Below are 13,599 nucleotides of genomic sequence, written 5' to 3'. Positions count from 1 at the left end.
AATCAAATTTTGGGCTTGCATTTCTTTTTCCAGGAATTTGTGTTATACTATTTCGAATGACGAATTGAGTGACATATGGTTAAAATCAGCCGTTAGCAAAGGCAATATAAGGATAAATAATACGGTAATCTGACTTACTTATTCATGTAAATCTGATGAAAGAAAAGTTCGATGATAAGAATAATGAAGGTCGAGTTTAGACGACATATAAAATCGCCAGATAAGCATTGTATATCAATGTAAATAGCTCATCTGGCGATCGAATCCGAAAATATTTAAGGTAGTAATTTTAAAACATTAATCCGCTTAGGTAGAAGACCCCACGATTAATCCAATGCTTTTAAATAACGAAGATACAATTGGACAGCCTCCCGCTTTTTATCTGTTAAATGGAAATCGAGATGCTGTGTTAAATATTTTGTGTAATCGAAGCCTTTAAACTCGGGTAGACCGGCAATAACGTCGGTTGCATGTTCCACACCATACGATAAAGCCTCATTAAATTGTTCCACAAAAGATACTGGAAGCTCTTTATTGCTTACCCATAAAGCGAAAGCGAAGGGCAATCCTGTAAAATAAAACCACTCTTTTCCCAGATCGTAGAGGTATGGAACTGTGTCCTTTTTGCCGAAGGTGCGATCTCCGATTAACACATAAGCATCTGCCTCGACAGATTCGTCCGTGACCAATTCTACTTCTTTCTTCCAATAATTCTTAATCAATATACGGGCTAATCCATTTGATGTACGCGATTGCTTATCCAAACGTAAGGTTTCCACCTCTTCAATAGGTCTATTAGCAAAAATAAATACGGAATCGACGGCACCTTCTGTACCTATACAAAAATCTGTATTAATATAATATTCAGGAAGACTTAATAAAGCAGCTGTCGGGATAATACCGATATCGGCTTCGTTATCAATTACTTTCTGTGCACATGCGCTTGGATAATCGACACTCAAGTCAATCTGCTCCATTATTTTTGATTGACGTATACCGTTCAGAAATGGATACGTATTTGTATACGATACGGCAGAAACTCTAATTTTATTCATCTATCAATGCTTCTAAGTGTGCAATATTGTAATGGTCTACAATCTCAAATTGACCATTATCATACTGCAATTTATATAAAGCAGTATTGGTGTGCGGAAAATCATCCATATAACGGGCCTCTACGCCCGTCATGAGGCAAAGCATGATCCTTAATGCACGTCCGTGCATACATACGAGAATATTCTCTTCGTCTGTCTGAGCAAGCATATGATCCAAAGCGACCCGTTGACGAGCCATCAGCTCATTGGGAGACTCTCCGTTTTCAATACTGACATCCAATTCTCCGTTGCGCCATGCTGCGACTAATTTTTCAAAACCAGCTAACAACTCCGGTGTTTGCTCTTTTCCCTCATAAACTCCCCAGCTTATTTCATCCAATCCAACGAGTTGTTCCCAAGGTACGTTCAAATCAAGAAATCCCTGTACAGTTTGATGCGTGCGCAATAAGGTAGAGGTATATATTTTATCAAAAGGCACGTTACTGTAACGATCAAAGAAAGCCTGAGCTTGCGCTACCCCCATCGTGTTCAGCGGCGAATTAACCCCTCTCCCCTGTACAATGCCTTTTAAATTTAGATCAGTCTGTCCGTGCCGTATAAAATAAAATGTCTTTTTCAAAGTATGAGTCTAGTTATGAATTAACAACAGGTAATGCGTAATAACTTTTCTTTTGGTTACCGTGATCAAACACAACATCTTTATAATCTGTAACCACGTTATACAGTGTATCTCTTTCAATAGGATGACGTCCAACATTTTTTATGAGTTCAACAACTTCTTGGGTGGTCATTCCCGGCTTTTGCTCCTCCGCTCCTGCCATGCTGTATATCTTTGTTGTATCGTCCAGTGTTCCATCGATATCATCTACGCCAAAGGCCAAGGATAGCTGCGCTGTATCTCTTGAAATCATTGCCCAGTAGGCCTTGATGTGATCAAAATTATCCATGTATATCCGAGCAACGGCATAATTTCTCAAGTCCTCTATCACAGATACTTCTGGAATATGGGACATTTGGTTCCCTTTATTTCTAAATTTCAAGGGAATAAATGTCTGAAAGCCCCCCGTCTTATCCTGCAATTGTCTTAAGCGATCCATGTGATCTACGCGGTGCCAAAACTGTTCGATATGACCATAAAGCATGGTTGCGTTGGTGTGCATACCTAGCTTGTGTGCCTGCTCGTGAATATCTAACCATTGTTCAGCCGTACATTTATCATGCGCGATCTGTACTCTTACTTCTGGATGAAAAATCTCTGCACCTCCTCCCGGCATAGAATCCAACCCGCAAGATTGCAAATACTTGAGGCCATCGTAATGGCTCAGTTTTGCCTTCTTAAAAATATAGTAATATTCAACAGGTGTAAGTCCTTTGATATGAAGTTCAGGACGGTGCTCCTTACATCTACGGAAAAAATCGGCGTAAAACTCGAGGTTTTGTTTAGGAACGACACCTCCTGTGATATGAACTTCCGTCACAGGCTCATTGTCATATTTTTTGACAATATCCATCATACCGTCAACCTCCATCTCCCAGCCTTCTGCCCGCTCTTTTATGAGCCTCGAATATGAACAGAACTTACAGTCATAGACACAGACATTGGTCGGCTCGATGTGAAAATTACGATTGAAAAAAGTACGGTCACCATGCCGCTTCTCACGGATATAATTCGCAAGTACTCCAAGATACCCCAACTCCCCTTTTTCATACAAAAGAACCCCTTCATCAAACGTGATACGCTCCTCTCGCAAAACTTTCTCCGCTATATTTCTCAATTCAACCGCTAAGTTTTTGTCGTTAATCAAGAAATTCAATTTATCCATTGCGTTCATTAAATCTATCTCCTATCTTAAATCAAATGTACCGAAAAGGCTACAAAAGTTATAATAAAAAATGTGTTAACAACTAATTTGACAAAGCGCTTAAAAAGTGTCCTAGTCTGTAAATTGTTGCATTTCGATTAATTTTCGATACAATCCTTCACGCTGTATCAGCTCACTATGACTGCCCATCTCTACAATCTTCCCGGCTTCAATAACAACAATTTTGTCTGCATTCTGAATGGTACTTAAGCGATGCGCAATGACAACTGTTGTTCTATTATCCATTAATTTATAAAGAGAGTCCTGTACCAATTTCTCAGATTCAGTATCCAAAGCCGAAGTTGCTTCATCGAGTAGCATAATTGGCGGATTTTTTAAGACGGCTCGCGCAATACATATGCGCTGACGTTGACCACCTGATAATTTGCCACCCCTATCACCAATATTGGTCTGGTAACCATGCTCCGTTTTTAAAATAAATTCATGTGCATTCGCAATCCGTGCAGCAGCTTCTACTTCCTCCGGACTTGCAGAAACATTGGCAAAAGCAATATTGTTAAAGATCGTATCATTAAACAAAATAGATTCCTGATTCACTACACCGATCATATCCCGTAAAGAATCCTGGTTTAGCGCCCTCAAATCTGTACCATCAAAGAGAATCTGCCCACCCGTAACGTCCATAAATCTCGGAATTAAATCGACTAAAGTCGATTTACCTCCGCCTGAGGGACCTACCAATGCAACGATTTTCCCTTTTTCTATCGTTAAATCAATATGCTGTAAGATTTCTTTGTCTCGGTTATACGAAAAGCTCACCTGGTTAAATACGATACTTTTCTCAAAGCTTTTAACAAGTTTGGCACCCTCGGAATCCTTCACTTCAGTCTTTTCATCAATAAGTTCCAAAACCCGTTCACCCGCGGCAAGACCATTGTGGATACCACTAAAAGAATCCGTTAAAGCTTTTGCAGGACGCATGACCTGTGAAAAAATAGCGATGTAGGCAATAAACTCCGGTGCGGTCAGACTTCTGTCGCCCGAAAGGACCAAATGACCACCATACAGAAGAATAATTGCCACCATAATAACGCCAAGCAATTCAGAAACTGGCGAACTTAACTGTTGCCGCTTAGCCATAGTACGGCCAATATTCGCATAGTGTTCGTTTTCATTATGAAACCTGTCCTTAATAAATGATACTGCATTAAAAGCTTTAATTATTTTGATGCCAGACAACGCTTCATCCAAATAGGATATCATGTTTCCATAAGATTCCTGAGCAGCATGGGCCTGAGTTTTGAGATTTTTAACAATCCTTGCGATAAAAAAACCAGAGATGGGAATAACCAAGAGCGAAAAGAATGTTAATTGTGCTGAAATGTTAAACAGCATGACAATATACGCTATTAGCTGCAAAGGCTCTTTAAAAACAACTTGTAAAGTTCCTGTAACAGAATACTGCACAACTTGTACATCGGAAGCAACCTTCGATACAATATCTCCTTTACGCTGTCCCGTAAAATAGCCAACATGCAGATTCATCACGTTATCAAAAACCGCTCTGCGCAATTTGAGTAAAGTATGAATGCGAAAATTCTCCATGATACGTTGGCAGAAATAACGAAACAGATTGCTGATAAAAACTGAAATTACAATCACAATACACACGTATTTTAACGCGCCATAGGCTCCAAGCTGGTTATTGGCAACACTTGCATAGTAATTAAACCACGCGAGAATGTCGGTATAAGTCTCGGGTTTTACCGCTTCGACGGTCGCATTACCAGCGTTAAATAGTGTATGGAGTAATGGAGCAAGCAATGCTAAATTTAATGTACTAAAAATAACCGTGATCAGCGTGAAAATTACATATGGGATTGCAAATTTCTCAATGGGTTTAGCAAACGATAAGAGCCTAAAATATGTTTTCATTTAATTTCAACTTAGACAAACTACTCTTCAAAAAAATAGTAACTCGTCGATCTCTCCTCTTCCTTTCAGATTTTTATGGAGGAAATTGAACAAAAATAACAAATTAATCAACAAAAGCAGCCATCGTGTTAAGGGACTATAAAATTGTTGCATCGAAAAAACAAAGCAATTAACCTGTACGCTTTGAAAAATCGATAAAAAAATCTCATTTTAATGGATAATTTCCTAATTTAGCCTTATTAAAACACCATATTTAGTAAAATAAAATGCGAATAGACGTTGCCAAAAGATTGCAGCACACCGAGGAATATTATTTCTCCAAAAAATTAAGAGAAATAGACGAGCTAAATAAACAGGGTGCGCGTGTAATCAACCTAGGAATCGGAAGTCCAGATTTGCCACCGCATCCGGAGGTAATCGAGACATTAAGTACGAATGCCCAACTCCCAAATGCGCATGGCTATCAAAATTATAAAGGTGCTCCTGACCTACGACAAGCCGTTGCGGATTGGTATCAACGTTATTATCAGGCAACTTTTAATCCAAATTCAGAAATACTCCCCTTAATTGGATCAAAAGAGGGAATTGTGCACATCTGCATGACTTATCTTCAAGAAGGAGACCAAGCGCTTATCCCCAATCCTGGATACCCTGCTTACGCTGCAGCCGTACGGCTGAGTGGTGCTGAAGCGATTACCTATAACCTAACGGAAGAGAAGAATTGGCTTATTGATTTGGATGAACTCAGAAAACAGGATTTGTCAAAAGTTAAATTGATGTGGATAAACTATCCCCATATGCCAACTGGGGCCTCTGCGCCTGATGTATTTTATCAGGAGCTGATTCAATTTGCCAAAACGCACAACATACTGATTTGCCACGACAATCCATACAGCTTTATTCTTACAGATACGCCAAGAAGCATTATGAGCATACCGGGTTCGAAAGACGTGGCCATTGAATTAAATTCCCTGAGCAAATCTTCCAATATGGCCGGATGGCGCATTGGTGTGCTCGTCGGTGCCGAAGAACGTATAAATCAAGTGCTGCGTTTCAAAAGCAACATGGACTCAGGTATGTTTTTACCTGTTCAGCTGGCGGCTGCAAAAGCCTTACAACTTGATGCATCGTGGTATGCCGATCTAAACAAAATTTACGCCGAAAGACGGCAACAGGTTTATGAAATTATGGATTTGCTTGACTGCTCCTATCAAAAAGACCAGGTAGGCCTCTTTGTCTGGGCCCGTATACCTGAAAAATATAAAGATGGGTATGCGCTAAGCGACGCTGTTTTGGAGAAATCAAGGGTGTTCATCACACCTGGCGGAATTTTCGGAGATAAAGGCGATCAATATATCCGCATCAGTCTCTGCGCTACAGTAGCGGTACTCAAAGAATCAATACAGCGCATTCAAGATAATTTCTAACCCTTATAATGTCTGGGAGGCCTAAAAGCATAGAAATTTAATTAGTATAATTTATCAACAAACAACCACGGTGTAGGTGTTCCTGTATAACCCTTGAACAAAAATACTATTAATATAATTGTTTACATATGAACATTGCCATTGTAGGCGTAGGCTTGATCGGCGGCTCGGCTGCCATTCGCCTAAAAGAAACAAAATTCTGCGACAAAATCATCGGTGTAGATAAAAGTCAGAAGAACTTAGATAAAGCAATGCATATCGGCTTCATTGACGAAACAGCAAGCTTAGAAGATGCGATTAAGCGGTGTAAAGTATTGGTGCTCACAATCCCTGTTGATGCCATTTTAGATGTTGTTCCTCAAATTTTGGATCTGGTCACCGATCAGGTCGTCATTGATATGGGATCAACGAAAATAAACATTCTCAATAAAATTAAGAATCATCCTAAAAGGGGGCGTTATGTAGCAGCCCATCCCATGGCCGGAACAGAATATTCAGGACCAGAAGCAGCTGTAGCCGGCTTGTTCAAAGGCAAAATGATGGTATATGTCGAAGCATTTAAAACCGATGAGGATGCGTTTGAGATCGCCGATGCCATCACCGACCAATTGGAGATGCGCAGCTGTTTTATGAATGCCGATGAACACGATGTACATACTGCTTATGTATCCCACATCTCCCATCTCACTTCTTTTGCACTTGCCTTAACAGTATTGGAAAAAGAAAAATCTCAGGGACGTATCTTTGAACTGGCGGGCTCCGGATTTGAATCTACGGTTCGTCTGGCCAAAAGTTCGCCCGATATGTGGACACCGATTTTCAAGCAGAATCGAGAAAACGTACTCGAAGTGCTCGAAGAGCATATCAAGCAGCTTCAATCCCTGCATGACGCTATTGCTACAGAGGATTATGACAAATTACACAAACTCATTACCCGTTCCAATAAGATAAAAAGGATTATTAAATAAGGGTTTATCACTAGAAACAGTACGCGTAAACGAGGCCCTACTCAGGTCGGCCTTGTTTATTCATCTTCCAATTCATTGAACTTATCCAAGTCGGCTCTCGCTCCGACAGCATCACCCAATTTTTCGCGAATTGCGGCACGATAAGAATACAAATCAGAATAATATGGATTCAGATCGATCGCTTTGGAATAATCTGCCAGGGCTCCCTCAAAATTCTCGAGCTTTTCATTCAGATCGGCTCGCAATGAATATACATAAAAATCTTCCGGATTGAGACTAACAAGACGGTCAAAATCCAGTAATGCTTCCTTAAAATTACCCAACCGCTCGAATAAAGAGGCTCTTTCTTCATACACAATCGACGAATGACCATCTATTTCTTCTGCCTGAGCATAGTCTTCCAAAGCTGTTTGGTAATTGCGGTAAGATTCAAAAACTTTTGCGCGAAATATATAAGCAGCAGATCGGTTCTTATCAAGAGCGATGGCCTGATTAAAATCAGACAATGCCAATTCAAAACAGGTCAATTTCAGGTATAAACTCCCCCTGAAAACAAAAAGACTGCTATCGCTACCGCCAGCTTCAACAATTGCACAGGAATAAAGATTGATGGCCTTTAGATAGCTATAGGAATGAACATATTCAAGACCCAGCGCATTTATTTCGTCCTTACTTAGCTGTTGAGATTTTGATTCCAGCTCCTGAATAACCAAATTTTCAGCTTCGAAATAAGTCAATTCAGCCTGATTTTCCTGCCATTCCAATACACTATGGTAATTAAAATCTAGTCTCTTCGCAATCTGATAATCATAAAACGCCCCCTCATCTTCCTCGATCTGCCTATAGATTAAACAACGGCTGGCATAGAAGAATGGTTCTTCTGGAAAGTGCTCGATAGCATTTGTGAACGTTGCAACGGCTTTATCATAATTGCCTATCTTAACATAATAAAGTCCCAAATAACTATAGGCGAGCGCATGATGAGTTAAATCAATAGCCTCCTCAAACAATGCTACAGGATTACCATTCTCAAGGATACCTATATTAAACCCTTGCAAGAGGCATCGAAGAGCATGATCTCCCAATTCACCAAGCCAATCAGACGGAAAAGACGGACAAGATTGAGGAAAAAATGACGCAATGGGCAAAAAAGAAAACTTAGCAAGAAGGATGGGTACTGGCAGTGTAAAATCTGATTCTACAAAAGTATTGTTTTGAAGAATAACAGCTAAATTCGAAAACATATGCTTCATACTCAAAACTAAGTTAAATTTCATTACGAACGAAATTTAACAATCGATCAACAGCTATATTTACTTAAGCTTATCGTTTACCTCGCCTGTTAAGTACAAATATTTATAACGGATAATATCTCTTGAATTGGTAAAACGGATTAATTTTTCCTTTTTGAAAACATAATTCGACACCTTTTCTTCCATCAAACGCAAAAATTCGACAAATTCAGCAAAAAAGTTCTGACGCTCGAGTGGTGTAAACTGGCTGTTCTTAACAATCCAGAAGAATTGCTCCTCATTCACGTGGAAGGAAACCTCATTGTGCTTCTCTTTTCGAAAAATAAAGATTGGATCATTTTCCTGGTTAATAAATAGAGCAAAGCCAGTATTTCCACCATCCAGATTAACGACAAAAGCAGAAAAATAGACAGTACCGATCTGTAAACTTTCCAGACAAATTAATTTATGCAACATCAGGTTGACAATTAGATCACCTAAAATTATTAAGTTTTTATTTAAAAACAAAAAAAGCTCACAAAATATTGTGAGCTTTTTGTAATTAGAGTAAAATTTACTAGAAGGTAAATTTTACCGATGCATTCCAAGTTCTACCCTGTCCGATTAAAACGAAATTGGATGTATCTATACCATTCCAAGAATTGTTAATATCTGTAACCAAGTTGCTGGATGTTGCTTCAGAAATATAAAACTTATTCAACACATTATTCATGTTAACACGGAAACTTATGTCGTTCTTGTCACTCACCTGAAGATGGTAAGAAAGACCTGCGTCCAAAAGATTGAAAGACGGTAATTTCAGATAGCGACCATAAGTTTGCCCATCGATTACTTCTCTACGATAATTCGATGCATACAAACGCTCATAGTATCTGTAATTTGCATCTACAGATAGCCCCTTAAACACTTTATATTTAGCACCAAATCCATAAGAAGTTTGTGCCGCATTACCAACATGTTCACCGGTTAAGTTAACCTGAGAACGTCCCAATTCGACGCGGTTATCGTTACGTACAACCGAGTTTACTGCACCATCGTATTTCCAGTCACCTATCGATAAAAATCCTGTTAGGCTTAATTTTTCGATTGGGCGGGCCTCAAAATCAACTTCTACCCCTCTATGCACCTGTTTTACACCGTAATTTGTTGTATATAAATAGGCACCTCCGACTAAAATACCAGGATCATTTGTTGGATTGTATTTTTTCACATCATCAGCCGTCGCTAAACTTGAGCTTCCAGTAACACGATTTTCCCAGGTTGTGCGGTAAACATTGACGTTCACATCCAAAAATCGAGAGGCAAACTTATAGCCAGCTTCTAAACCCAGGATTTTTTCATTTTCGGCATTTTCATTGATATCATTTGCATAATTCATGAAAATATTGTTTTGATAAGGCTGACGGGAATAATACCCTGCATTACCAAAAATACTATGATGCCCCAAGGTATAACTTACACCACCTTTCGTATTGTATCCAAAGTTGTTCACGTCTTTAGAATCCTCATTACCCGGGGTGTATTGAAAATAATCAGAACGTTTGTTTTGCTGTTCAGAAACCGATCCTTGAAAAAATGCCGTAAAGCCATCTTTGGCATATTCCAATTGACCAAACAGACCTCCATAACGGATGTATTGGTTGTAATCCCAAGCTAAACGTTCATCACGCGAATCAGGTTTGCTGGAGAATGCTTGCCAAGGATTTGTTGAGTATGTATTGGTAACCAATGGCTTATTAGGAAAATTAACATTACCCCCCAATACAACACCATTTGTATTTCCAAGAGGATCAGTCAATTTGCGATAATGTGTACCCTTATAATCCCTTACATCAAAACCCACATTGAAATTTAAGGATTCCGAAAGTTTACGGTTATAGTTAGAAACTATACCAAACCATTGGTGATTGTTCACATCGGCAGCTAAGTATTTACCTGTATTGTATTTATCACTGCGCAAAGATTGCCCCCCACCTGCTGCTAAAGAAGCGTATACAACGGTAGATAAAGATGATTTATCGTCGATCGTCCAGTCCCAGTTTAAGTTGGCGACAGGCTTATGATAAAAATTCTTCTGCGCATTCATCATCACGCCATTTGCATCCTTATAATTGTCATTGTAACGTCTGCCATTAGCTAGATAATTGGACAATTTTGAGGTATACCCTTGGTTATGCCATTGTGGAGCACCTGTTACCATAAAGTTCAGGTTGTGTTTTTCGTTCGCTTTATATCCGACAGACAAAAAATAGCTTTGTCCAGCACCTTCGGTATGATCCATATAACCGTTACCTGACCACTGTGTAAACATAGCCGAAACAGCAAAGCCGTTTTTCATCAGACCGGTATTGTAACCTACCGTTGCCTTCATAAACATATCGTTACCAACAGTGGTACGAACAAAACCACCCTCTTTCATTGCAGTGGATTGTGTCACGTAATTTACGGTTCCGCCGACAGATGAAATCGCTAATTTAGACGATCCCAAACCGCGTTGAATCTGCACTAAAGAGGCAATATCTGTAAGTCCCGACCAATTTGACCAATATACACTTCCATTGTCCATACCATTGATAGGTTGACCGTTCAACAAAAATGCTGTATTGGACTGATCAAAACCACGTGTTGTCATAGAAGACTCACCAAAACCTTTTGCCTGACCAGTGATATAAACCGAAGGGGTATTAGCTAATGCTGAAGTAATATCCTGTGCTCCTACTCTTTCCTCTAAATCCTGCTTACGGATCGTCGAAACGGCAATCGGTGTCTTTCTTCCTGCCGCAATATCAATAACCCCATGACCGACAACAACAACCTCATCCAAATTTGTTGAAGATCCAGCCGTAAAAATTGGATTGATAGTCAACGATTCCCCCGATTTCAATAGGATGTTTTCGAAAACAACTGGCGTTTCGCCAATGTAAGTTACCTCTACTTTGTAGGGGCCTCCTTCTTGAAGATTTGAAATTTGAAATTTTCCTTGGGCATCGGCTGAGCCACTTACTACTTGTCCACTTGGGATGTAGGTAATTTTAATGGTTGCTCCTTTAACCGTTTGTCCAGTAGCTTCTTTGACAACTCCTGAAACCGAACCAGTATTTGCTGTTTGACCTTGAACGGCACCATAACTAGCAAAAACAAGGGCAAAAAAAAGTAAAGACTTTTTCATGTTAGATGTGATTGTTTTGTTTTTGTGTCGCAAAATTAGGAATTGATTGTCTTTTTAACTAATTTTAACAATACCAATATGATGTCGTATCTCTATATAGAAAGAATAAATTTTAATCTTCCACAGAAAAACAGCAAATTTCAGCAATAAGAGGCAACAAAAATGCAGCATACTTAAAATAAATACAACACATCCATCCTATTCATGAAAAAACAGCAAAAATAATCAAAATAATATTTTGTCTGTTTTGAATAAATCAAAATTTATCAATTTTACGATTTTTATGATTTGAATACAAGATTTCACACTCTATCCTCATGAGATGCTAAAAATTGTTTCTTTCAATCCGTCGTTTCCTCCTACCTACTTTTCTTCCAATAACAGCTGAAATAAGCCTATAAATAATTAACTTTAACTAATTTAAAAAATATGTTATCCATAGAACAAGCTTATACAGGCATTCTTGAACCGGAATTAATCGCTGAAATAGCTAAAAACGCGCATATAAAAACCTTCCGTGAAGGTGATCTCATCATTGATACCAATCAATATATCAGGGCGATGCCTCTCCTCTTGGATGGAGCAATCAAAATTGTCCGGGAGGATGAAGATAAAGGCGAATTGTTGCTCTACTACCTGGAAAAAGGTCAAACCTGTACAATGTCAATAGCCTGTTGCCTCGGGAATAAAAAAAGTGAAATTCGTGCGCTCGCAGAAAAAACAACGACTGTAGCCATGATTCCAAATGAGCTTGTCAACCTTTGGATGGGAAAATACCCTTCCTGGCGAAATTTCATCATATCAAGCTATTCAAGCCGTATGGACGAAATGTTACAGGCTGTTGATAGTCTAGCTTTTTCCAATATGGAAGAACGCATCATCAACTATTTGAAAGCCAAAGTGAAGCTGAATGACGACCGGATACTCACCCTTACGCATCAGGATATCGCTTCCGATTTAAATACATCCCGAGTCGTTGTCTCCCGAATTTTAAAAAAACTCGAACAGGAAGATAAAATAGTGCTGCTACGTAACGAAATTAGGGTATTGGTGGAATGAGCAAAACATTTGTATCTTTAGCTATACGTAAATTTCAAGAGCAATTAATGTAATTTTTAGATGAAGATAGAAAAATTAGGATTTATAGGATTAGGAAACATGGGCTATCCCATGGCTAAAAATCTAGAAAAAGCAGGATTCCCCCTTTCTGTTTACAATAGAAACAAGGCTAAAGCAGCAGGCTTTGAAGAGCAATCAATTATCAGCGAAGATATAGGTGAATTAGTCGATCATAGCGACATTATATTTTCCATGCTCACCAATGATGAAGCAGTCAGCGAAGTATATGAAAAAATCCTCCAAAGGGAGATCAAGGGCAAATTATTTGTCGATATGAGTACAATATCTCGTGAACGCTGTATTTCAATAGCCACTAAGCTAAAAGAAAAAGGCGCTGCTTTTATGGATGCTCCCGTTGCCGGCAGTACCAAACCAGCGACTGAGGGTACGCTTATTATTATGGTAGGTGGTGATCCCGAAGACCTTCATCGCGCTCAACCATACCTCGAGCAGATGGGAAAATCGATCAAACATCTCGGCGAAAATGGCCAGGGAATTGCCGCTAAACTTGCGATCAACTATTTCCTTTCCACCATCTATCAAGGTCTCGCGGAGACGATCTTATTCTCAGATAAACTGGGAATTCAACGAAGCGATATGCTCGAAATCATCAACGATAGTGCCAGCGGCAGTGGGGCAACAAAGGTGAAAACACCATTATTGGTGGAAGAAAACTACAGTCCTGCATTCGCGCTAGACCTTATGCTGAAAGATATTCGACTGGCTCAACAAGCCGGTGCTGACTATCCCCTCCTCCAGACCTTACTCGAAACCTACGGGAAAGCACACGACCAAGGTCTCGGACAGCTCGATGTTATTGGTATCATTGCATCCATTAAGTCGTAGCTTC

11 protein-coding genes are annotated in these 13,599 nt (G+C 39.4%); 4 read left to right on the top strand and 7 right to left on the bottom strand.

All coding sequences use genetic code 11. From position 1 onward, the window contains the following. Positions 1 to 326 precede the first annotated feature (326 nt). From B2107_RS07540 to B2107_RS07525, 4 genes are all read right to left on the bottom strand, one after another. Complete coding sequence (locus tag B2107_RS07540; protein ID WP_293954630.1) at positions 327 to 1,055, bottom strand: menaquinone biosynthetic enzyme MqnA/MqnD family protein; 729 nt, start codon at positions 1,053 to 1,055, stop codon at positions 327 to 329. Continuing rightward, positions 1,048 to 1,674 carry a histidine phosphatase family protein gene (locus tag B2107_RS07535; protein WP_293954628.1) on the bottom strand — a complete coding sequence of 209 codons (627 nt, stop codon included), beginning with the start codon at positions 1,672 to 1,674 and terminating at the stop codon, positions 1,048 to 1,050. Before B2107_RS07535 ends, B2107_RS07540 begins: the two co-directional genes overlap by 8 nt. Before the next feature lie 13 nt (positions 1,675 to 1,687). Continuing rightward, positions 1,688 to 2,887: an aminofutalosine synthase MqnE gene (mqnE, locus tag B2107_RS07530; protein ID WP_293954627.1), complete on the bottom strand. Its 1,200-nt coding sequence runs from the start codon at positions 2,885 to 2,887 to the stop codon at positions 1,688 to 1,690. A gap of 102 nt (positions 2,888 to 2,989) precedes the next feature. After that, complete coding sequence (locus tag B2107_RS07525) at positions 2,990 to 4,813, bottom strand: ABC transporter ATP-binding protein (protein ID WP_293954626.1); 1,824 nt, start codon at positions 4,811 to 4,813, stop codon at positions 2,990 to 2,992. Positions 4,814 to 5,079: 266 nt separating this feature from the next. Between B2107_RS07525 and B2107_RS07520 the strand changes: the two genes are divergently transcribed. Together B2107_RS07520 and B2107_RS07515 are read left to right on the top strand one after the other, a co-directional pair. Continuing rightward, a complete protein-coding gene (locus B2107_RS07520; protein WP_293954625.1) occupies positions 5,080 to 6,240 on the top strand; it encodes a pyridoxal phosphate-dependent aminotransferase in 1,161 nt (386 codons plus the stop codon). 128 nt (positions 6,241 to 6,368) lie between these two features. Beyond that, positions 6,369 to 7,208 (top strand): prephenate dehydrogenase, encoded by an 840-nt coding sequence (locus B2107_RS07515; protein WP_293954624.1) that lies wholly within the window; start codon positions 6,369 to 6,371, stop codon positions 7,206 to 7,208. A gap of 56 nt (positions 7,209 to 7,264) precedes the next feature. Here B2107_RS07515 and B2107_RS07510 read toward each other — a convergent pair whose 3' ends face one another. From B2107_RS07510 to B2107_RS07500, 3 genes are all read right to left on the bottom strand, one after another. Further along, positions 7,265 to 8,485, bottom strand: coding sequence for a tetratricopeptide repeat protein (locus B2107_RS07510; protein WP_293954623.1), 1,221 nt, complete (start codon positions 8,483 to 8,485; stop codon positions 7,265 to 7,267). 36 nt (positions 8,486 to 8,521) lie between these two features. Further along, entirely contained in the window at positions 8,522 to 8,917 is a 396-nt protein-coding gene (locus B2107_RS07505; protein ID WP_293954622.1) for a hypothetical protein, read from the bottom strand. 100 nt (positions 8,918 to 9,017) lie between these two features. Continuing rightward, positions 9,018 to 11,630 carry a TonB-dependent receptor gene (locus tag B2107_RS07500; protein ID WP_293954621.1) on the bottom strand — a complete coding sequence of 871 codons (2,613 nt, stop codon included), beginning with the start codon at positions 11,628 to 11,630 and terminating at the stop codon, positions 9,018 to 9,020. 429 nt (positions 11,631 to 12,059) lie between these two features. Here B2107_RS07500 and B2107_RS07495 point away from each other — a divergent pair, with 429 nt between their 5' ends. Continuing rightward, positions 12,060 to 12,689: a Crp/Fnr family transcriptional regulator gene (locus B2107_RS07495; protein WP_293954620.1), complete on the top strand. Its 630-nt coding sequence runs from the start codon at positions 12,060 to 12,062 to the stop codon at positions 12,687 to 12,689. Positions 12,690 to 12,749: 60 nt separating this feature from the next. Further along, on the top strand, positions 12,750 to 13,595 hold the full coding sequence (locus B2107_RS07490; protein WP_293954618.1) for an NAD(P)-dependent oxidoreductase: 846 nt from the start codon (positions 12,750 to 12,752) through the stop codon (positions 13,593 to 13,595). Positions 13,596 to 13,599 lie beyond the last annotated feature (4 nt).

The sequence above is a fragment of the Sphingobacterium sp. UBA7855 genome (genome assembly GCA_002500745.1).
Taxonomy (GTDB): domain Bacteria; phylum Bacteroidota; class Bacteroidia; order Sphingobacteriales; family Sphingobacteriaceae; genus Sphingobacterium.
This window is presented reverse-complemented; position numbering and strand designations above follow the sequence as displayed.

Coding starts and splice junctions, on each gene's coding strand:
- B2107_RS07510 (WP_293954623.1), bottom strand. CDS start 8,485: ATGAAATTTAACTTAGTTTTGAGTATGAAGCATATGTTTTCGAATTTA.
- B2107_RS07515 (WP_293954624.1), top strand. CDS start 6,369: ATGAACATTGCCATTGTAGGCGTAGGCTTGATCGGCGGCTCGGCTGCC.
- B2107_RS07505 (WP_293954622.1), bottom strand. CDS start 8,917: ATGTTGCATAAATTAATTTGTCTGGAAAGTTTACAGATCGGTACTGTC.
- B2107_RS07525 (WP_293954626.1), bottom strand. CDS start 4,813: ATGAAAACATATTTTAGGCTCTTATCGTTTGCTAAACCCATTGAGAAA.
- B2107_RS07540 (WP_293954630.1), bottom strand. CDS start 1,055: ATGAATAAAATTAGAGTTTCTGCCGTATCGTATACAAATACGTATCCA.
- mqnE (WP_293954627.1), bottom strand. CDS start 2,887: ATGAACGCAATGGATAAATTGAATTTCTTGATTAACGACAAAAACTTA.
- B2107_RS07490 (WP_293954618.1), top strand. CDS start 12,750: ATGAAGATAGAAAAATTAGGATTTATAGGATTAGGAAACATGGGCTAT.
- B2107_RS07500 (WP_293954621.1), bottom strand. CDS start 11,630: ATGAAAAAGTCTTTACTTTTTTTTGCCCTTGTTTTTGCTAGTTATGGT.
- B2107_RS07520 (WP_293954625.1), top strand. CDS start 5,080: ATGCGAATAGACGTTGCCAAAAGATTGCAGCACACCGAGGAATATTAT.
- B2107_RS07495 (WP_293954620.1), top strand. CDS start 12,060: ATGTTATCCATAGAACAAGCTTATACAGGCATTCTTGAACCGGAATTA.